Source organism: Acuticoccus yangtzensis (assembly GCF_001927245.1).
Classification (GTDB): Bacteria; Pseudomonadota; Alphaproteobacteria; order Rhizobiales; family Amorphaceae; genus Acuticoccus; species Acuticoccus yangtzensis.
This window is the reverse complement of the sequence record NZ_MJUX01000002.1, coordinates 349,933-369,749: the sequence shown is the minus strand read 5'-3', so window position 1 is coordinate 369,749 and position 19,817 is coordinate 349,933. Positions and strand designations below refer to the sequence as shown.

Annotated in this window: 17 protein-coding genes; 8 read left to right on the top strand and 9 right to left on the bottom strand. The window is 69.0% G+C overall.

Going from position 1 to position 19,817, the window contains the following annotated elements; translation table 11 throughout:
- Position 1 precedes the first annotated feature (1 nt).
- The 7 genes from BIX52_RS07850 to BIX52_RS07820 form a co-directional block, all read right to left on the bottom strand.
- On the bottom strand, positions 2-736 hold the full coding sequence (locus BIX52_RS07850) for an ABC transporter ATP-binding protein (protein WP_075220482.1): 735 nt from the start codon (positions 734-736) through the stop codon (positions 2-4).
- Positions 729-1,547, bottom strand: a complete 819-nt coding sequence (locus BIX52_RS07845; protein WP_075220481.1) for an ABC transporter ATP-binding protein — start codon at positions 1,545-1,547, stop codon at positions 729-731. The genes BIX52_RS07850 and BIX52_RS07845 overlap by 8 nt, the downstream gene beginning before the upstream one ends.
- The gene (locus BIX52_RS07840; RefSeq protein WP_075220480.1) at positions 1,544-2,521 is read right to left on the bottom strand and encodes a branched-chain amino acid ABC transporter permease; all 978 of its coding nucleotides are present in this window, start codon (positions 2,519-2,521) and stop codon (positions 1,544-1,546) included. The genes BIX52_RS07845 and BIX52_RS07840 overlap by 4 nt, the downstream gene beginning before the upstream one ends.
- A complete protein-coding gene (locus BIX52_RS07835; protein WP_075220479.1) occupies positions 2,514-3,416 on the bottom strand; it encodes a branched-chain amino acid ABC transporter permease in 903 nt (300 codons plus the stop codon). The genes BIX52_RS07840 and BIX52_RS07835 overlap by 8 nt, the downstream gene beginning before the upstream one ends.
- Complete coding sequence (locus tag BIX52_RS07830; protein ID WP_075220478.1) at positions 3,413-4,369, bottom strand: NAD(P)-dependent oxidoreductase; 957 nt, start codon at positions 4,367-4,369, stop codon at positions 3,413-3,415. Before BIX52_RS07830 ends, BIX52_RS07835 begins: the two co-directional genes overlap by 4 nt.
- Before the next feature lie 9 nt (positions 4,370-4,378).
- A complete protein-coding gene (locus BIX52_RS07825; RefSeq protein ID WP_075220477.1) occupies positions 4,379-5,155 on the bottom strand; it encodes an SDR family NAD(P)-dependent oxidoreductase in 777 nt (258 codons plus the stop codon).
- An 87-nt stretch (positions 5,156-5,242) separates the two neighbouring features.
- Positions 5,243-6,454 carry an ABC transporter substrate-binding protein gene (locus tag BIX52_RS07820; RefSeq protein ID WP_075220476.1) on the bottom strand — a complete coding sequence of 404 codons (1,212 nt, stop codon included), beginning with the start codon at positions 6,452-6,454 and terminating at the stop codon, positions 5,243-5,245.
- Between the two features lie 271 nt (positions 6,455-6,725).
- Here BIX52_RS07820 and BIX52_RS07815 point away from each other — a divergent pair, with 271 nt between their 5' ends.
- The 3 genes from BIX52_RS07815 to BIX52_RS07805 all read left to right on the top strand — a co-directional run bounded on the left by BIX52_RS07815 (position 6,726) and on the right by BIX52_RS07805 (position 10,901).
- Positions 6,726-7,952, top strand: a complete 1,227-nt coding sequence (locus tag BIX52_RS07815; RefSeq protein ID WP_075220475.1) for a CaiB/BaiF CoA transferase family protein — start codon at positions 6,726-6,728, stop codon at positions 7,950-7,952.
- 109 nt (positions 7,953-8,061) lie between these two features.
- Entirely contained in the window at positions 8,062-9,036 is a 975-nt protein-coding gene (locus BIX52_RS07810) for a TAXI family TRAP transporter solute-binding subunit (RefSeq protein ID WP_075220474.1), read from the top strand.
- A 5-nt stretch (positions 9,037-9,041) separates the two neighbouring features.
- Positions 9,042-10,901, top strand: coding sequence for a TRAP transporter permease (locus BIX52_RS07805; protein WP_075220473.1), 1,860 nt, complete (start codon positions 9,042-9,044; stop codon positions 10,899-10,901).
- A 96-nt stretch (positions 10,902-10,997) separates the two neighbouring features.
- Here the strand turns inward: BIX52_RS07805 and BIX52_RS07800 are convergent, their stop codons facing one another.
- Together BIX52_RS07800 and BIX52_RS07795 are read right to left on the bottom strand one after the other, a co-directional pair.
- Positions 10,998-11,270, bottom strand: a complete 273-nt coding sequence (locus tag BIX52_RS07800; RefSeq protein ID WP_075220472.1) for a hypothetical protein — start codon at positions 11,268-11,270, stop codon at positions 10,998-11,000.
- A 529-nt stretch (positions 11,271-11,799) separates the two neighbouring features.
- Positions 11,800-12,165: a hypothetical protein gene (locus BIX52_RS07795; protein WP_139312734.1), complete on the bottom strand. Its 366-nt coding sequence runs from the start codon at positions 12,163-12,165 to the stop codon at positions 11,800-11,802.
- Between the two features lie 25 nt (positions 12,166-12,190).
- On the opposite strand from BIX52_RS07795, the gene BIX52_RS07790 reads away from it, so the two are divergent.
- From BIX52_RS07790 to BIX52_RS07770, 5 genes are all read left to right on the top strand, one after another.
- Entirely contained in the window at positions 12,191-13,534 is a 1,344-nt protein-coding gene (locus BIX52_RS07790; protein WP_139312733.1) for a calcium-binding protein, read from the top strand.
- A gap of 305 nt (positions 13,535-13,839) precedes the next feature.
- A complete protein-coding gene (gene glgX / locus BIX52_RS07785) occupies positions 13,840-16,041 on the top strand; it encodes a glycogen debranching protein GlgX (RefSeq protein WP_075220766.1) in 2,202 nt (733 codons plus the stop codon).
- A 197-nt stretch (positions 16,042-16,238) separates the two neighbouring features.
- A complete protein-coding gene (locus tag BIX52_RS07780; protein ID WP_075220469.1) occupies positions 16,239-17,834 on the top strand; it encodes an ABC transporter substrate-binding protein in 1,596 nt (531 codons plus the stop codon).
- A gap of 42 nt (positions 17,835-17,876) precedes the next feature.
- A complete protein-coding gene (locus BIX52_RS07775; protein WP_075220468.1) occupies positions 17,877-18,884 on the top strand; it encodes an ABC transporter permease subunit in 1,008 nt (335 codons plus the stop codon).
- Positions 18,885-18,897: 13 nt separating this feature from the next.
- Positions 18,898-19,815: an ABC transporter permease subunit gene (locus BIX52_RS07770; protein WP_075220467.1), complete on the top strand. Its 918-nt coding sequence runs from the start codon at positions 18,898-18,900 to the stop codon at positions 19,813-19,815.
- Positions 19,816-19,817: the final 2 nt, after the last annotated feature.

Sequence of the window (19,817 nt, the reverse complement as noted above, 5' to 3'; positions counted from 1 at the left end):
CTCACTCCGCCGCCGCCGCGCCCAGGAAGGTGTCGACGGCATGCTGGCGGGCGGCACCGTCGCGCAGCTCGTCGGTGCGTTTGTGGCCGATCAGGCGGCCGCCGCGCAGGAAGTGGATCTCGTCGGCAAGGCGCATGGTCATGGCAAGGTTCTGCTCCACCAGGAGGATGGCGAGGCCGCTCTCGGCGCGGATGGTGGCGAGCCTGTCGAAGACCCGGCGCACGAGGAGAGGGGCGAGGCCGAGGGACGGCTCGTCCAGCAGCAGGAGCCGCGGCCCGGCCATAAGCCCGCGGCCGATGGCGAGCATCTGCTGCTCTCCGCCCGACAAGCGCCAGGCGCCGCCGTTCGCTTTGCCGGCGATCTCGGGAAAGAGGTCCAGCACCATCTCCATGCGGCTGCGCCGGGCGGGACCGGGCACGGTGTAGCCGCCGAGGACGAGGTTTTCGCGCACGGTGAGGTCCCCGACGACGGCGCGTCCCTCCGGCACGTAGACGATGCCGCGGGCGACGCGGGCGCGGGTGGTGGTGCCGTCGATCCGCGCGCCGTCGAAGGTGATGGCGCCGCGACCGGGGATGAGCCCCGCGACCGCCTTCATGATGGACGACTTGCCCGCCCCGTTGGCGCCCAGCAGCGCCACCACCGCGTTGCCGGGGACGCTGAACGAGACGTCCTCCACGGCCTGCGCGGCGGCGCCGTAGAACACGGACAGGTGGTCGATGCGCAGGAGATCAGTCATCCTCGGTCCCCAGGTAGATGCGCTGAACGTCGGGGTCGCGGCGGATGGCGTCCGGCGCGCCGGATGCGACGATGGTGCCGAAGTTGAGGACGGTGATGCGGTCGCAGATCGACATCACGAGGTCCATGTCGTGCTCGACGACGACCATGACGAGGTCCGGCGCGGCGAGGCGGCGGAGCGCGCGGGTGAGTTCGCGCGTTTCGGCGGTGTTGAGGCCGGCGGCGGGCTCGTCGAGCAGCAGCACGGACGGCTTGCCGGCGATGGCGCGGGCGATCTCGACGAGGCGCTGGGTGCCGGGGGGAAGCGCGCCGGGATAGGCCGACGCGGTGCGCTCCAGGCCGAGCGTGGTGAGGGCGGCCATGGCGCCGTCCATCATGGCGGCGCGTTCGCGGCGGCCGCGGGCGAGGGGGAGGAAGGCGCTCGCCCACCCGGCCCGGTAGTCGCGGGCGAGGCCCATCATGACGTTTTCGGCGACGGTGAGGTCGGGGCACAAGGCGACGGTCTGGAACGAGCGGACGATGCCTTTGCGGGCGCGCTCGGCGGGGGAGAGGCCGTCCAGCGGCGCGGTGCCGTAGTGGATGGTGCCGCCGGTCGGCCGGTAGGCGCCGGTGAGGCAGTTGAAGAGGCTGGTCTTGCCGGCGCCGTTGGGGCCGATGAGGCCGGTGATTTCGCCGGCGCGGAAGGTGACGTCGAGCCCCTGGAGCACCTTGATGCCGCCGAAGGCGAGGGCGACGCCCTGGCCGGTCAGCGCCGGTGCTGGGTTGGTGCCGGCGGGGGTGACGCTGGCTGGCGCGATGCTGGCGAGGCTCATGCGGTCCCTCCCTGTCGGCGAATGCGGGCGGACAGGCGCGGCAGGAAGTGGCCGGCGAGAATGACCGCCAGCAGCGCGACGCCGTACATCACCGGGATCCACGCTCCGGACGCCGACAGAAGCTGCGGCACCAGGGTGAGGAAGGCACCGCCGACGAGGGCGCGCGGCAGGCTGAGGCCGTAGACGCTGACCACCGAGCCGACGAGGAAGAAGATGGACGTCCACAAGGTGAAGCCGCTGGGCGACACGGTGGAGCTGGCGAAGGCGAGCACGCACCCGGCGAGCGCGGCGACACCGCAGCTGATCCCCATGACGGCGACGCGGGCCCACACGCGCGGCGTGCCGAAGGCGTCGGCTGCGGCGGGGTGGGTGCGCACCAGGAGCATCGCCATACCCTGGCGCGAGCGGCGGAACTGGCCGAGCGCCAGCGCGACCAGCACGAGGGCGGCGAGCGGCACGTAGTAGCGCTGCAGGCTCATGGAGAGGCCGGGGACGAGCGGCTCGGCGACGTAGAGCCCCTGGTAGCCGCCGGTGAAGGAGGCGGCGTTGTTGATCAGCTCCGGCAGAGCGAGGGCGAGCGCCATGGTGGAGACGGCGAGGTAGATGCCGGAGATGTTGCGCGACGGCCAGGCGAAGGCGATGCCGCTGACGACGCCGAGCGCCACGCCGACGGGCAGCGACACGAGGAGCGACACGCCGAGGCGCTGCTCCATGATGGCCACCGTGTAGGCGCCGACCGCTGCGAAGAAGCCGTGGCCGATGGACACCTCGCCGCCATAGCGCACGAGGACGCTGACCGAGAGCACGGCGACGGCGTTGGCGAAGGTGATGCCGAGGGCGTAGATCCACGAGCCCTGCACCGCGAAGGGGAGGGCGGCGAGGCCCATCACCAGGAGCACCGTGGCGCCGCGCGCGAGGACGCGGCCGGGCGGCACCGGGAGGGCGGCGGCGGGGGAGGCGAGCGCGTCAGACACGGCTGCCCCGCACCGGCGCCAGGATGCCGTTCGGGAACACGTTGAGCGCCGCCAGGATGACGACGAGCAGGAAGGTGGAGGCGTATTCCGGCGACACGTAGAAGGTGAAGAGGTTCATGAGGATGCCGATCAGGATTCCGCCGATCAGACTGCCCGGAAGGCTGGCGAACCCGCCGATCACCGCCGCGGCGAATGCCTGCAGCATGAAGGCGGCGACGGTGGTGGCGCTGAGGAAGGTGGTGGGCACGATGAGAAGCGCGCCGATGACGCCGAGCCCCGCCGCGACCGACCATGCGAACACCTGTACGCGGGCGAGGTTGAGGCCGCAGACCTCCGCCGCGAAGGCGTTCGACGAGATGGCGCGGAAGGCGATGCCGAGTTTGGTGAAGTCGATGACGAGGAACAGCGCGCCGATGGTGACGACGGCGACCGAAAGCACGGTGAGGTCGTAGCCGGTGATCCGAAGGCCGAGCACGGAGGTGGCGAAGCGCGGCACCGGCAGGTCCAGGCTGACGATGTCGGCCCCGAACAGGAGCAGCGTCGCGCCCTGGACGATGAGGCCGACGCCGAGCGTGGCGATGGTGGCGGTGAGGTCCGACGTCTGGATGAGGGGCGAGATCAGCGCGTAGGTGAGGAAGGCGATGGCGACGATGAAGACCGCCGCCAGCAGCACCGCGACGCCCCAGGAGACGGCCAGCAGCAGCCCCGACGTGAAGCCGTAGACGAGGAAGGCAGCGAACCCCGCGACGTTGCCGTGACTGAAGTTCACCACGCGCGAGCATTTGAAGATCATCACGAGGCCGAGCGCGCCCAGCGCATAGAGGCAGCCGGTGACGATGCCCGACCAGACGAGCGGGAAGAGGTCGAAGGCGAGGCTGTCGAGGACGGCGTTCATTCCGCCGCCTCTGAGTTGGGCGCCTCTGATGGTGGCGCTGTGTCCGCGAAGGTGTCGTTTTCGACGAGGCGGATGACGCCGGGGAAGTAGCGGCCGGAAAGGTCGGTGGCGGCGGCGGCTTCGTAGTAGCGGCGGGCGGCGGCGGCGGAGGGGAGGGCGGTCCCGGTGCCGGCCGCGAGGTCGAACACGTAGGAGATGTCCTTCAGCACGTACTCGGGCGGGAAGGAGCGGGCCGGGAAGTCGCGCGGCAGCATCGCCTTGGCGGCGTGGTTGCGCAGGACGAAGCTGTCGCCGGAGCCTTTGGAGACCGCTTCCAGCATGACCGCGCCGGAGACGCCGGCGCGCTCGGCCAGCACCATCATCTCGGCGACGGCCACGGTGTTCTGGAACACCAGCATATTGTTGACGAGCTTCAGCACCTGGCCTGCGCCGACGTCGCCGCCGTGGGTGATGTCGGTCGCCATGTAGGCGAGCAGCGGGGAGATCGTCTCGAACACGGCGGGCGACGCGCCGACCATGATGGAGAGGGCGCCCTTCTGCGCCGCCTCTCTGGTGCGCGCGACCGGGGCGTCGGCGAAGAGGACGCCGCGTTCGGCGAGGCCGGCGGCGACGGTGCGCGCGGCGGCGACGGTGGTGGTGGAGAGGTCGACCACGATCGCACCGGCACGCGCGGCGGCGGCGACGGGGCCGAGCGCGACGGCCTCCACCTGCGGCCCGCCGGGGAGCGACAGGAAGATGACGTCCGCCGCGGCGGCGAGGTCTTCGATGCTGCCGGCGGGCGCGGCCTTGGTGTCCGACAGCGCGGCGAGGGCGTCGGCCGACAGGTCGAAGGCGGTGACGGGTCCGGGGTGTTTGGTGGCGACGTTGCGGCACATCGGCCCGCCCATGACGCCGAGGCCGATGAAGCCGATCGCGAGGGGGGTGTTCGGGGTGGGGCTCGTCGGGGTGGTCATGATCGCACCTCAGTCCATCAACATGCCGCCGTTCACGTCGAGAACGGTGCCGGTGATCCAGTTGGATTGCGGGGAGGAGAGGAAGAGGATCGCCTGGGCGATGTCTTCGGGCTGGCCGTAGCGGCCGAGGGGCACGTTGCCGTTGGCGGAGGGGGCGGCGCGCTGGGTGACGGTCTGCCACATCGGCGTTTCCACCGGGCCGGGGGCGACGACGCTGGCATAGACGCCGGAGGACGCGCCCGCCTTGGCGACCCACTTCATGAGGCCGTGGACGGCGGACTTGGCGGCGACGTAGGCGGGGCCGGACGCGACGCCGCCGATCTTGGCGGCGATGGAGCCGAGGGCGACGATCTTGCCGTAGCCGCGCGCCTGCATCTTCGGGAACACGGCGCGCACCGGGTTGACGACGCCGAAGAGGTTGACGGCGAGCATGGCCTGCCACTCGTCGTCGCTCGCCTCGGTGAGCGGGCGGTGGGAGATGGTGCCGGCGCACAGGATGAGGATGTCGATGCCGCCGTGCGTCTCGCTGACGTCGGCGATCAGCGCCTCGGTCTCGGCGGCGGAGGTGACGTCGTAGCGGCGGTAGTGGATGGTGCCGCCGGCGTTGGGGGCGCCCGATCCGGCGGCACCATAGTCGGCGGTGTCGACGATGTCGGTGGCGATCACGGTGGCGCCGGCTTCGGCCAGGGTCAGTGCCGTGGCGCGGCCGATGCCGCCGGCCGCGCCGGTAACGAGCGCGACCTGTCCTTCGAGGCGCGGGGGCGCGCTCAAGGGGTGGAGCGTCATGGGGGACTCCGCAAGTGTGGTGGCGCCCCGCAGAAGGGGCGCCGATGGACGGGTTCGCAAAGGTGGGCGCTTTGCGGCGGTGCGCGCTCAGTCGGCGGGGGCGTCGAAGACCACGGCCGGGTAGGGGCGGAAGTCCTTCACGAGCACGAAGTCGGCGTCTTTCGCCTGGATGATGCCTTCCTGCCGGGTGCCGCGGTGGTCGCCCGGTTTGAAGGAGACGCCGCGCGCCCCGCCGACGGCGGCGTCGGAGAGGGTGTCCATGGCGGCGACGAGGTTCTCGCGCGTCAGCTCGTTGCCGCTGTCGAGCAGCGCCTTGAAGCCCGCGGCGAAGAGGGCGGCGTTGCTCCACCCGTTGAGGCCGAACACGCCGACCGGATCGTCCGGATAATGTTCGGCGATGGACTCGCGGTAGGCGGCGACGTTGGGGTCGTCGGCGGCGACGGGCATCAGCCAGGAGGAGAAGTAGACGCCGTCCAGCAGATCGCCCGCGAGGCGGTAGGTGGACGGATCGGCCGCGAAGAAGGGCGCGAACCAGGTGGTTTCGACGCCCTGCAGGTCGGCCGCCTTCAGCGCCGCGGCGAGGTTGGCGTTGGAGCCGAACAGGATCACCGCCTCGGCGCCGGAGTTGGCGATGCGGCGGATCTGCGGGGCGAAGTTGGTGGTCTTCACGTCGAAGGAGACGGAGGCGGCCGGCTCGAGCTTGAGGTCGGCCATCACCGCGTCGAAGCCGCGTTTGGCGGAGCGGCCGAGCTCGTCGTTCTCCCACAGGAGGGCGACTTTCTGCAGGCCGAGGTCGTTGACGGCGTAGTCCACGTTGGAGGCGGCGGACCAGCCATAGTCGGGCAGGAGCGGGAAGATGTTCGGCTCGGCGAAGAACTGGCTGGCGCCGCCGATGGGGCTGATCATCGGCAGCCCGGCCTCCTTGGCGTAGGGGATGACGGCGACGTTGGTGGCGGTGCCGACGGCGGCGGAGAGGGCGAAGATGCCGTCATCGTCCACCATCTGGCGGGTGACGGCGACGCTGCGGGCGGGCTCGTAGCCGTCGTCCTTGGTGACGTAGTTGACGGTCCAGCCGTCGATGCCGCCGTTTTCGTTGAGGTTGCGGTAGAAGGCGTCCGCCGCGTGGGTGAGGATGGCGTAGAACGGGACCGGCCCGGTGATGGGGGTGAAGGCGCCGACGGTGACGGTCTTGTTGGCCGTGTCGATGCCGGGGTCCTGAGCGGCGGCGAGGTTCGTGCCGGTGATCAGGGCGATCATGGCGGCTGACAGCCGCAGTGGTGTTCCGCTTCGCAGTCCCATGGTCAAATCCTCCCAGTTTTATTTTCCGCCAGGCTATCGGCGGTTCGCGGCTCCCGTCAACCAAATAATGCATCATGCATCTGTGAGTGGAGGTGGCACGGTGGTTGGCGGAGCCGCCGGTCGGAGCGGTCCACCCGATTTAGGCGATCAACATGGGCGCAGATGGCGGGGAGTGCGGTTTCTGAGTGCGATGACGGGTGCTGCTCCAACAGAAACGCTTGCGTCGGATTTTGGATAATGCATTTTATGCGAAACGAATAGGAGACGCTCCATGGCGCCTGGAATCCTCGCCGGCCGCACCGTGGTCGAACTCGGCAGCATGATCGCCGCGCCGTTCGCCGCGCACATCCTCAGCCAGCTCGGCGCCACCGTCATCAAGATCGAAGCGCCCGGCGGCGACACCACGCGGGGGCTGGTGCGCGGCGGCCCCAGCGGCACATACATCGCCTATAGCCGCGGCAAGGAAAGCCTGTGCCTGGACCTGCGCAACGACGAGGGACAGGCGATTTTGGACCGGCTTCTCGCCGGCGCCGACATCGTGCTGCACAACATGTCGCCCGGTGCGGCGCGGCGGCTCGGCCTCACCTACGAGCGGGCGGCGGCGGCCAACCCGGCAGTCGTCTACTGCCACATCAAAGGCTATGGCGAAGGGCCGCTCGCCGACGAGCCCGCCTCCAACCCGATCGCCGAGGCGGCGACGGGGGTGATGTACTCCAACCGGATCGACGGGCGCCCGTCGCGGCTCGGCCCGTCCTATCACGACCAGTTCGCCGGGTCTTACGCGGTGATCGCCATCCTGGGTGCGCTCCTGGCGGGGAACGACGAACCCGGCCGCCGCAACCTGGAACTCGGCCTCTACGAGACGGGGCTCCACGTGGCGGCGCGCGATCTCGTCGGCGTGCAGCTGAAATCGCAGCTTCTGGGCCGGCCGGAGACGGAGCCGTCGCCGGAATTCTCGATCCCCGGCTACGGCGCCTACGAGACGGCGGACGGGCGGTGGATCTACCTCGTGATGCTGACCGACGACCATTGGGCGCGCTTCGTGCGCGCGGCGGGGCTGACGGAGGATCCCGAGCTGGCGACGCTGCGCCAGCGCCGCCGCCGCCGCGAGGAGGTGGAGGCCACCGTGCGCGCCGCCGTCGCGGCCCTCAGCTACGATGCGCTGGCCGCCCGCCTGTCGGCCGCCGGGGCGGGCTACACCGAGGTGCTGTCCGCCGACCGCGTGCTGAGCGCGCCGCAGGCCACGACGCCGCCCAAATTTACCGATTTCGCCTTCGCGGGTTACGACTTCGCGGCGCCCGATCTGCCGCTTCCCGCTGCGGCGGGCGAGGCCGAGCCCGGCCTGCCGCCGCCGCTTCTGGGCGAACATACCCGCGCGATCCTGAGCCGCCTCGGCTATGGTGAGGCGGAGGCCGCGCGACTGGTCGCCAGCGGTGCGGCGCGCGTCGCCGACCCCGGCGCGGAGCTGTGGGCGCGGCCCATGAAGGCGGCGCAATAAGAGCCGCCTACGCAAGGGTTGCCGCGGAATGCTGCGGCGACCACCCCGGCCTTCGCGAGGCAACGTCCTCCGCGGCTGAAACGACAACAAAAATGAAGGGGAGGGACCTATGAAAAAGAACGTCCTGACGATCATCGCCGGTGCCGCTGTGGTGGCCATGGGGGCCGCCGAACCGGCCGCCGCGCAGGAGGCGAACCTGTTGTTCGGCTCCACCTCGGCCTCGTCGAGCCATTATGGCTACATCGTCGCCGTCGGCCAGCTTCTGAACGAGAAGACGGACGGGATCCGCGCCAACGTGGTGGAAACGGGCGCCGCGGTCGACAACATCCGCCGCATGGAGCGCGGCCAGATGGACCTCGGCATCATCACCTCCAACGTCGCCCAGCACGCCTTCGCCGGAACGCACGAGTTCGAGGGCCGGGCGCAGGACCTGCGGCTCTTGTGGATCTACACCGGCGCGCCGCAGAACGTGGTGGTGCGCACCGACAGCGGCGTCACCTCGCTGGAGGGGCTGAAGGGGATGCGCTTCAACCCCGGCATCCGCGGTTCGGCCACCGAGACCACGACGGAAGCCGTGTTCGACACGCTCGGCCTCACCGCCGACTATGTGCGCGGCTCCACCACCGACATGGCCGACGCGATCAAGGACAACCGCCTCGCGGGCTACGTGAAGTCCGGCACCGGCAACAAGGTCGACGCGTCGACCATGGACATCGCCACCTTCACCGACATCGCGATTCTGGGGCTGACGCCCGAGCAGGCCGACAAGATCCGCGCCGACATGCCGGACATTTCCGTGGTCGACGTTCCCGCCGGCGCGTCGGACGGGGTGCCCGCCTACACCACGTGGAGCTTCGGCGTCGGTGTCGGCGCGCCGTCGACGATGGACGACGAGGTGGCCTACCAGATCGTCAAGACGGTGATGGAGAACGTGGACGCGCAGGCGGCCGCCCTCTCCACCCTGAAGGACGCCGATCTCGGCGCGTTGACGATGCAATATGGCACCATCCCGCTGCATCCGGGGGCGGCGCGCTACTATGAGGAGGCTGGGATCGCGATCCCGGCGAAGCTCAAAGCCGAGTAGACGGGATGACTCTGGAGCGCGTGCAGACGGGCCTTGCCCTCCTGGTCGGGGCCTTCGTCTTCTACACCGCCGCGGCCGGCCCCTATGAGGGGATGATCCAGCGTGCCGTATTTCTGGCGCTGGTGATCGCCCTGGGGGCGGCGCTTTATCCGCTGGGGGAGGGCAAGCCGTGGCGCCCTCTCGGCGTCGCGATCGACCTTTGCCTCGTCGGCCTCACGATGGCCGCGGCGGGCTACATCGTCGTCAATTACGAGACGATCATGGCCGCGCTCCCGTGGGCGACCACGCTCGACAAGGCGTTGACGCTCGGCCTCGTTGTGGCGGTGCTGGAGTTCGGGCGGCGCACGGTGGGCATCGTCTTCCCGGCGATGGTGGCGGCGGGGCTCGGCTACGCGCTCTTCGGCCACCTGCTGCCGGCCCCGCTCGGCCACCGCGGTTTCGACACCGCCTTCGTCACCGAGACGCTGTTTCTGGGCGACCTCGGCGTGTGGGGCATGCTGACGGGGGTGGCGGCGACGGTGGTCGCCACCTTCGTCCTCTTCGGCGCGCTGCTGCTTCACACCGGCGGCGGGCAGACCTTCATGGACCTCGCCATGCGCCTGGGCGGACGCCAGCCGGGCGGCGCGGCGAAGATCGCTACCATCGCGTCGGGCCTCTTCGGGATGATTTCCGGCTCGGCGGTCGCCAACGTCGCCACCACGGGCAACTTCACCATCCCGATGATGATCCGTCTCGGCTATCCGCGGCCCTTCGCGGCGGCGGTGGAGGCGGTCGCGTCGACCGGCGGGCAGATCGCCCCGCCGATCATGGGCGCCGCCGCCTTCGTGATGGCCGAAATCCTCGGCGTCTCCTACGTGACGGTGATGCTGGCGGCGCTGATCCCGGCGCTGCTCTTCTATCTCTCGGTGTTCGTCACGGTCCACATCGTCGCCGTGAAGCGGGACCTGGCGCTGGTTCCGGCCGACGAGCTGCCGGCGTGGGGGACGATCGGCGCGCCGCGCAGGGTGCTGCCGATCGTGGCGGCGCTGGGCGGGCTGATCGGCGGCATCCTGATCGGCCGGTCGATCACCACGGCGGCGTTCTACGGCATCGCCGGGCTGCTGATCGCCTTCGTGGCGACGCAGGCGATGCGCCTGCCGCCGCGCGAGATGGCGCGGCGCGTGCTGGCCGGCTTCACCGACGCGGGCAAGGGCCTCGTCATCATCGGCGTGCTGCTCGCCGGGGCGCAGATCCTGGTGGCGATGATCAACCTCACCGGGATCGGCGTCACCTTGTCGTCGATGATCGTGTCGCTGGCGGGGGACTCGGCGGTGCTGGTGGCGCTGATCGTGGCGCTGGTGTGCCTCGTCATGGGCATGGGGCTGCCGACCACGGCGGCCTATGTGCTGGTGGCGGCGGTGCTGGCCCCGGCGATGATCCGCATCGGCATCGACCCGCTGGCGGCGCATCTCTTCGTGTTCTATTTCGCGACGATCTCGGTGATCACGCCGCCTGTGTGCGTGGCGGTGTTCGTCGGGGCGGGGATCGCCAACACGGGCTGGCTGGCGACGGCGATGGAGGCGGTGCGGCTCGGCGCGGTCACCTACGTGGTGCCGTTCATGCTGCTCCTCTATCCCGGCATGACGATGCGCGGCGGGCCTGTTGCGGTGGCCGATGCGGTGGCGTCCGGCCTGGTGCTGGTGGCGGCGATACCGGGTGTGCTTTCGGGGGCGCGGCTGACGGGCGCGCGGGCGGTCGACCTCGTGCTTTACCTGTCGGCGATCGGTCTTGCGGTTTGGCCGAATCCGGTGGCGCCGTTCGCGGGCCTGGCGCTTCTCGTCATGGCGCGGACGCTCGGCACCCGCCGCCGGGTGCGGCTGGCATGAGCCACCCGCCGCCGGGTGCGGCTCGTATGAGCGGCCCGGCGGCGGTGTGGGCTCGTTTAACGGGGTGGCGGGCGCCTTGAGGGGCGCCGCCGCGGCTCAGCGGAACAGCATGCGTGCGACGGCAAGGACGACCGCGGCGCCGATGAGGGCGATCACGATCATCAAGAGAAGGCCGCCGGCGGCGAGCACGCCGGTCGCCAGCAGCGCGACGATGAAGGGCAGCACCACCGCGCCGACGATGCCGATGGCCACGTTGCGGACCTTGTTGCGCCCGCCCTCGGCGCCCGAGGCGATCAGCCCGGCCAGCGCGCCGACCACCACCAGGAAGACGAGCCCGATCGTCCCCAGCACCTGAAGAAATTCTTCCACGCCCGCTCCTCTCCTTGTCCGTCCCGTTCGGCCCGGCCCTCTGTATTTCGGCCTTGGCGGCAAGGTGGGGTTGGGCGGCGGGAGGTCAATCCGCGTTGCGCATGCGGCGGACGAGCGTGGCCGCGCCGCCACGCTGCGGATCAGCGGATCCGGCCGCGCCTCCACGCCGCCGGTCCGCCACGTTGCGGCGTTGCGGCGATGGTCGTCCCGCAATGACGGTGCACCCGGCCGGGCGGCGCGGCGGGCGCACTTCCGGCTCGTGTCCCCGATCCGAAAGGAGGGGGAACGCTCGCAGGAGCGGCCGGGCCATCCCTTTGCGTACCCGACCGCGGTGCGGCGCTCGGGCATAAGGCGTTCTGGTGCAGCGGCGCATGCATGACCCGGCCCACGCCGGATAGCAGCTTGCCGCGTTCCGGCAGCAACCCAAGGACGAGGTTCCGGCTTGTTGCACCACGAAGTCCGAGCGATGAACCGTGTGGAGTATGCCTGTGTCCGTGAATTTGATGAACGTCCGAGCGTCGATGGTCGCCTATAAGGCCACCGCATCGCGCAATGTGACGGCGCTGAAGGCTTTGGCGGCGGGGACTGCGACGTCCGCGGTGAACGAGCGGAGCACGAACGCCATCCGGCGGGGCTCCGTCGCGGCGGCGAACGCCACGACCAGCGTCGCAACCGCCGTCACCGGGGGCAGCTTGCTCCAGAACGTTACGACCGAGCTGTCGGGGCTCTCGTCGGACCTTTCGGGGATAACCACGGTGCTCGAGCCGTCGACGTCGACCGCCACGGCCTCGATCACATCTCCCGGCGCATCGTCGGAGCCAGCCTCCTCGGCGGCGACGGCGGACAGCTCGACGGCGACGACGGTCGTCGCTCCGCAGGTCAGCGAGGCGACCATCAACGCGCTCGATCAACGCATCGCCATGATCGACGACATGGCGAGCACGCTCTATAACGCGCAGCAGAACATGCTGACCCTGTTCGGCATTTCGGCGGACTACCGCTCTGCCGACACACCGAAGCTCACGACCGAGGCGCCGGTGGTTCAGCAGGCCGTCAGCACCTCGACCAGCAACGCAGGGTCCGGCGCCGCGGCCAGCGGCACGGGTCAGGCCGCGTCCGACGCGCTCATCATCGACACGACGACGCTGGACGCGGCGACGCTGCAAAACCTCGTCGACGAGCTCAACGTGGCGGACACGAACTCTGCCCGACCGTCCACGCTGACGACGCTCGGCATCTCGCTGGGCGACGCGCAGCGCATCACGTTGGACTACGGGAACGGGTCGTGGACCACCTACAGCTTCGACGCCACCACGTCGCCCTATAACAACATCGTCGACGCCGATGCCGCCAACGTGACCATCATGGACGCCGAGAATTCGACGTTCGTCACGGGCGGCGCCAATCTGGCGGTGCTCGATTATAACGGCGCCGGAACCTCGTTCATGGAGATCGACGACGGCGCCACGGTCGGCCTCATCTGGGGCGGTGTCAACTCCGACGACACCGTCGTCGTGCGGGCCGGCGCAACGGTCGCCGACGTCAACATCGAGGACGGCAACGACTCCGTGACCTTCGAGGGGAACGCGGGCTCGGTGCTGCTGGGGACGGGTGACGATACCTTGAACGTCGCAGGCATCGCCGGCGCGATCGACGGTGGTTCCGGCAACGATACGGTGACGATCGGCGGCGATAGCGGTGCGGTGACCCTCGGCACGGGCATGGACAGCCTCACCGTCGGCGGCAACGTCGCCGGGGTGATCAGCGCGGGCGATGACGCCGATACGATCACCGTCGGCGGCAACGCGACGAACATCTACGGCGAGACCGGAGACGATACGATCACAGTGGACGGTGACGCGGTGCTGATCGACGGCGGCACCGGCAACGACACCATAACCCTCGGCGGTAGTGGTCTGGTCGATGGCGGGTCGGGCAACGACACGCTGACGGCCGGTCACGGCGGCGGCGTCGTGCAGATCTTCGGCGGCGATGACAACGACACGATCATCTATGACGTGACGTCGGTGTCGAGCCTTGCCGGCGACTTCATCCATGGCGGCAACGGCAGCGATACGCTGGAGCTGCGCTTCAGCGACGATTCTCCGGCGGGTCTTCAGGCGTCGGTCGAGAACGAGCTGGCGCTCGGCGAGTCGCTCGGCTTCACGGCCGGTACGCTGACCGGGTTGAACCTTTATGTCGACACGATCGAGACGATCAACATCGTCCGTGCCGACGGGACGGTTCGCACCTTCAACATCTGATCGGACCCGGCCGGGCGGACGCCGCGTCCCCCGGCCGGACCTGATCGGCGCGGGACGCGGGGCTGGTCTGGCCGCCCGATGTCGCGCACATTGCGTGTCGCCGGGCGGCGGGGCGCGGATCGGAACGCGCTGCCACCGTTACGAGTTTTCGCTCCTGCGGTGACCGGCATGACGCCCACCGCTTCAGCATTGGATCATTCGCGGTGGACGCTCAAATCGGAAAGAACAGCGGCGGGACGGCGGGCACGGACGGCGCGGCCCGAGCAGGTGCCGCGACGGCGCCCGCATCACGCGATGGCGGGCCGCTGCTGCGCGAGGGGCGGCCGGTGCCGCTCGGCGCCACGTGGGACGGTCTCGGCGTCAACTTCGCCATATTCTCGGCCAACGCCACGAAGGTGGAGCTGTGCCTGTTCGACGCCAGCGGCGAGGTGGAGCTGGAGCGCATCACCCTGCCGGAATTCACCGACGAGGTGTGGCACGGCTACCTGCCGGACGCCCGCCCCGGCACGGTCTACGGCTACCGCGTGCACGGCCCCTACGAGCCTCAGAACGGCCACCGCTTCAACCCCAACAAGCTGCTGCTGGACCCCTATGCCAAGCAGCTCGTCGGCACGCTGACATGGGACCCGGCGCTGTTCGGCTACGTGATGGAATCGGGCGACGATACGACGTTCGACGAGCGCGATTCGGCGCCCTTCATGGTGAAGGCGCGGGTGATCGACCCGGCCTTCACCTGGGGCGGCGACCGCCAGCCGCGCATCCCGTTCGAGCATACGGTCCTTTACGAGACGCATGTGAAAGGGTTCACGCAGCGCCACACCGGTGTTCCGGAAGCGCTGCGCGGCACCTATTCGGGCCTCGCGACGCCCGCGGCGATCGCCCATGCGCAGGGCCTCGGCGTGACGGCGATCGAGCTGCTGCCGGTTCACGCCTTCGTGGACGACAGCTACCTGACCGAGAAGGGGCTGACGAACTACTGGGGCTACAACACGCTCGCCTTCTTCGCGCCCGAGCGGCGCTATGCCTCCTCGCCCGATTTCGCCTTCTCCGAGTTCAAGGAGATGGTGGCGCGGCTGCACGGCGCCGGGCTCGAGGTGGTGCTGGACGTGGTCTACAACCACACGCCGGAAGGCAACGAGAAGGGGCCGACGCTGTCCTTCAAGGGCATCGACAACGCGAGCTATTATCGCCTGCTGCCCGACAACAAGCGCTACTACATCAACGATACCGGCACCGGGAACACGGTGAACCTGTCCAACGGGCGCGTGCTGCAGCTCGTCATGGATTCGCTGCGCTATTGGGCGCTGGAGATGCGGGTGGACGGCTTCCGCTTCGACCTTGCGACCATTCTGGCGCGCGAGCCGCACGGGTTCGAGGAGGAGGGTCGCTTCATCGACGCGGTGGGGCAGGACCCGCTGCTGGCCGGGGTGAAGCTGATCGCCGAGCCGTGGGACTGCGGGCCGGGCGGCTATCAGGTCGGCAACTTCGCGCCCGGCTGGGCGGAATGGAACGACCGGTTCCGCGACACCGTGCGCGCCTTCTGGAAGGGCGACGAGGGGCAGATCCCCGAGCTCGCGGCGCGGCTGACCGGCTCGGCCGACAAGTTCAACAAGCGCGGCCGCAAGCCGTGGGCCTCGGTCAACTTCATCACCGCGCACGACGGCTTCACGCTGGCCGATCTCGTCTCCTACGACGAGAAGCACAACGAGGCGAACGGCGAGGACAATCGCGACGGGCACAGCCACAACCTGTCGCGCAATTTCGGCGTCGAGGGGCCGACGGACGATCCGGCCATCAACGACGTGCGCTTCCGCCAGATGCGCAACCTGCTGGCGACGCTGATCCTGTCACGCGGGACGCCGATGCTGCTCGCGGGCGACGAGATCGCGCGGACCCAAGGCGGCAACAACAACGCCTACTGCCAGGACAACGAGACCTCGTGGCTCGACTGGGAAGGCGCGGTCGCCGAGGGCTGGGACCTCGCCCGGTTCACGCAGCGGCTGATCGCCATCCGCAAGGCGCTGCCGATGCTGCGGCGCGGGCGCTTCCTCACCGGCCAGGAGGACCCGGAGCTCGGCGTGAAGGACGTGGCGTGGATGACGCCCTCCGGGACCGAGATGGGCGAGGAGCATTGGGCCGACGCCAGCGCGCGCTGCTTCGGCGTGATGCTGGACGGGAGGGCGCGGGAGACGGGCATCCGCCGCCCCGGCACGGATGCGACGCTGCTCTTGATCCTGAACGCGCACGAGGACGTGGTCCGCTTCACCTTGCCGGACGCGCCGGGCGGGAAGGAATGGGTCTGCCTCGTCGACACCAACCGGCCGGAGCTGACGGACATGCCGCGCCTTGCCATCGGCCAGGTCTACGATGTGACGGCCCATTCGCTGCTGCTTTTGATGCTGCGGCCGGAGGGCGGGGCGCGGTCCGGCGGTGAGGCCGACCGCTCGTTCGAGCATGTGGCGGACGCGCTGACACGGTTGGACCCGATGCGGTCGCCGTTCGAATAGAACACGGTCACATCTGTGTGAGAGGGGCGGACGCCGCTTGTGGTGCGGTGTCTGCCTCGGCGCCGCGGGTGCGTGGTCTCGCCGCAGCCGGGGCGCTTTCGATTGACTGTTGCATTACACGAAGAATCCCGTTCCTCTGCGCTTTCACCGCACCGCACATTGACGGGCGGAAGAGCCATTTATTGAGGGACTTGAGAATGCGCCAAGCGAAAACCCTACTTGCAACGACGGCCCTCGCCTGCCTCTTGTCCGGAACGGCCTTCGGCCAGACGCTCGTCTACTGCTCGGAGGGCTCGCCCGAAGGGTTCGACCCGGCGCCCTACACCGCCGGCACCACTTTCGACGCCTCGTCCAAGCCGATCTATAACCGCCTCGTCGAGTTCAAGCGCGGCACGTCCGAAGTGCAGCCGGGCCTCGCCGAGAGCTGGGAGGTGTCCGACGACGGCACCGAATACACCTTCCACCTGCGCCAGGGCGTCGCCTTCCACACCACCGATTATTTCACGCCCACGCGCGAGTTCAACGCGGACGACGTGCTCTTCACGTTCAACCGGCAGATGGACCAGGAAGACCCCTGGTATGAGTACACCCCCGGCATTTCCTGGGAATATTTCAACGGCATGTCGATGCCGGACCTCATCAAGAGCATCGACAAGGTCGACGATTATACCGTGAAGTTCGTGCTGAACCGGCCGGAAGCGCCGTTCATCGCCAACATGGCGATGGATTTCGCCTCCATCATGTCCGCCGAATATGCGGACACGCTGACCGAGGCGGGCAACCAGACCGCGCTGAACCAGCAGCCGATCGGCACCGGGCCGTTCCAGTTCGTCGGCTATCAGCAGGACGCGGTGATCCGCTACCAGGCCTTCCCGGATTATTGGGGCGGCGAGCAGCCGATCAAGAACCTCGTCTTCGCCATCACCATCGACCCCGCCGTGCGCCGCCAGAAGCTGGAAGCGGGCGAGTGCCACGTGATCCCCTATCCGGCGCCGGCCGACATCGAGGCGCTTCAGGCCAACGACAGCCTGAACGTGATGGAGCAGCAGGGCCTCAACGTCGGCTACCTCGCCTACAACACGCAGCAGGCGCCGTTCGACAACCCGAAGGTCCGCAAGGCCCTCAACATGGCGATCGACAAGCAGGCGATCCTCGACACCGTGTTCCAGGGTGCGGGCGAGGCGGCCAAGAACCCGATCCCGCCGACGATGTGGTCCTATAACGACGCCATCGAGGACGACCCGCACGACCCCGAAGCCGCCAAGGCGATGCTGGAGGAAGCGGGCGTCACCGACCTTTCCATGAAGATCTGGGCGATGCCGGTGCAGCGTCCCTACAACCCCAACGCCCGCCGCATGGCCGAGGTGATCCAGTCCGACTTCGCCGAGATCGGCGTCGACGTCGAGATCGTCTCCTACGAGTGGGGCGAGTACCTCGACCGCTCGAAGGCGGTGGACCGGGACGGAGCGGTGCTGCTCGGCTGGACCGGCGACAACGGCGACCCGGACAACTTCCTCGCGGTGCTGCTGGGCTGTGACGGCGTCGGCGGTGCCAACCGCGCGCAGTGGTGCAACGAGGAGTTCAACACGCTGATCCAGGAAGCCAAGGTACTGTCCGAGCAGTCCGAGCGCGCGAAGCTCTACGAAGAGGCGCAGGTGATCTTCAAGGAGCAGGCGCCCTGGGCCACCATCGCCCACTCCGTCGTCTTCATGCCGATGAGCGCGAAGGTGGAGGGCTACGTGATGGATCCGCTCGGCGGCCACTGGTTCGACGGCGTGAGCCTCGCCCAATAATCAGGTGAGGGGGGCGGTGCGCCGCCCCCCGACCCTCGGCATATGCTGAAGTTCATTGCCGGCCGGCTCGGCCTCATCATTCCGACATTCATCGGCATCACGCTGGTGGCCTTCCTCTTCCCGCGCGCGTTGCCGGGCGACCCGGTGCTGATGCTGGCGGGTGAACGCGGCGTGCAGCCCGAACGCTACCAGCAGCTCATGGTGCAGTTCGGCTTCGACAGGCCGATCTGGGAGCAATATCTCGTCTACGTCGGCAACATGCTGCAGGGCGACTTCGGCGTCTCCTTCTCCACCAAGCGTCCGGTGCTGGACGACTTCCTCAACCTCTTCCCGGCCACGCTGGAGCTTTCCATCTTCGCGATGATCTTCGCCATCGCGATCGGTATTCCGGCCGGCATCCTGGCGGCGGTGAAGCGCGGCTCGGTCTTCGACCAGGCGGCGATGGGCGTCGCGCTGACCGGCTACTCCATGCCGATCTTCTGGTGGGGGCTGCTCCTCATCATCCTGTTCTCGGGCGTGCTCGGGTGGACGCCGGTGTCGGGCCGCATCTCGCTGATGTACTTCTTCCCGTCCGTCACCGGGTTCATGACCATCGACGCGCTGTTGTCGGGCGAACCGGGGGCGTTCAAGTCGGCCGTCTCGCACCTCATCTTGCCGACGATCGTTCTCGGCACCATACCGCTCGCCGTCATCGCCCGGCAGACGCGCTCGGCGATGCTGGAGGTGCTGGCGGAAGACTATGTGCGCACCGCCCGCGCCAAGGGCATGTCGCCGCGCCGGGTGATCGGCCTGCATGCGCTGAGGAACGCGATGATCCCGGTGATCACCACCATCGGCCTCCAGGTGGGCGTCCTCTTTGCGGGGGCGATTCTGACGGAGTCGATCTTCTCGTGGCCGGGGATCGGGAAGTGGATGATCGATTCGATTTCGCGCCGCGACTACACGGTGGTGCAGGGCGGGCTGGTGCTGATCGCCGGCATCGTCATGCTGGTGAACCTCGTGGTCGACCTGCTCTACGGGTTGATCAACCCGCGCATCCGCCACCAGTGACGAAAGGGACCCCATGACCGACCGTCTCAGAGCGGAGGCCGAGGTTCAGCTCTCCTCGTGGAGCGTGCGCGGCAAGGTGCTGGCCGAGTTCTGGCACTATTTCGCGCAGAACAAGGGCGCGGTGGCGGGGCTCGTGCTCTTCATCGCGCTGGTGGTGATGGCGCTTTTGGCGCCCGCCATCGCGCCCCATCCGCCCAATCACCAGTACCGCGACGCTCTCCTGACGCCGCCCTTCTGGGCCGACGGCGGAACCACCACCTTCCTCCTCGGCACCGACGCGCTCGGCCGCGATATCCTTTCGCGGCTGATCCACGGCGCCCGCTTCTCGCTTTTCGTCGGCGTGGTGGTGGTGTCCATCGCGGTCACCGGCGGGGTGCTGATCGGCCTCGTCGCCGGCTTCTTCCGCGGCTGGGTCGACGTGTTCCTGATGCGCATCATGGACGTCATCCTGTCCTTCCCGTCGCTGCTCCTGGCGTTGGTGCTGGTGGCGATCCTGGGGCCCGGCCTCGTCAACGCGATGATCGCCATCGCCCTGGTGTTGCAGCCCCATTTCGCCCGGCTGACGCGCGCGGCGGTGATCTCGGAGCTGCGGCGCGAGTACGTGACCTCGGCGCGCGTGGTCGGGGCGGGGCGGCTCCGGCTGATGTTCAAGACGGTGCTGCCCAACTGCCTGGCGCCGCTGATCGTCCAGGCGACGCTGTCCTTCTCCAACGCCATTCTGGATGCGGCCGCGCTCGGCTTCCTCGGCATGGGCGCGCAGCCGCCGACGCCCGAATGGGGGACCATGCTGGCCGAGGCGCGCGAGTTCATCCTGCGCGCCTGGTGGGTGGTGACCTTTCCGGGCCTCGCCATCCTCGTCACGGTGCTCGCCATCAACCTCGTCGGCGACGGGCTGCGTGATGCGCTCGACCCCAAGCTGAAGCGGAGCTGAGC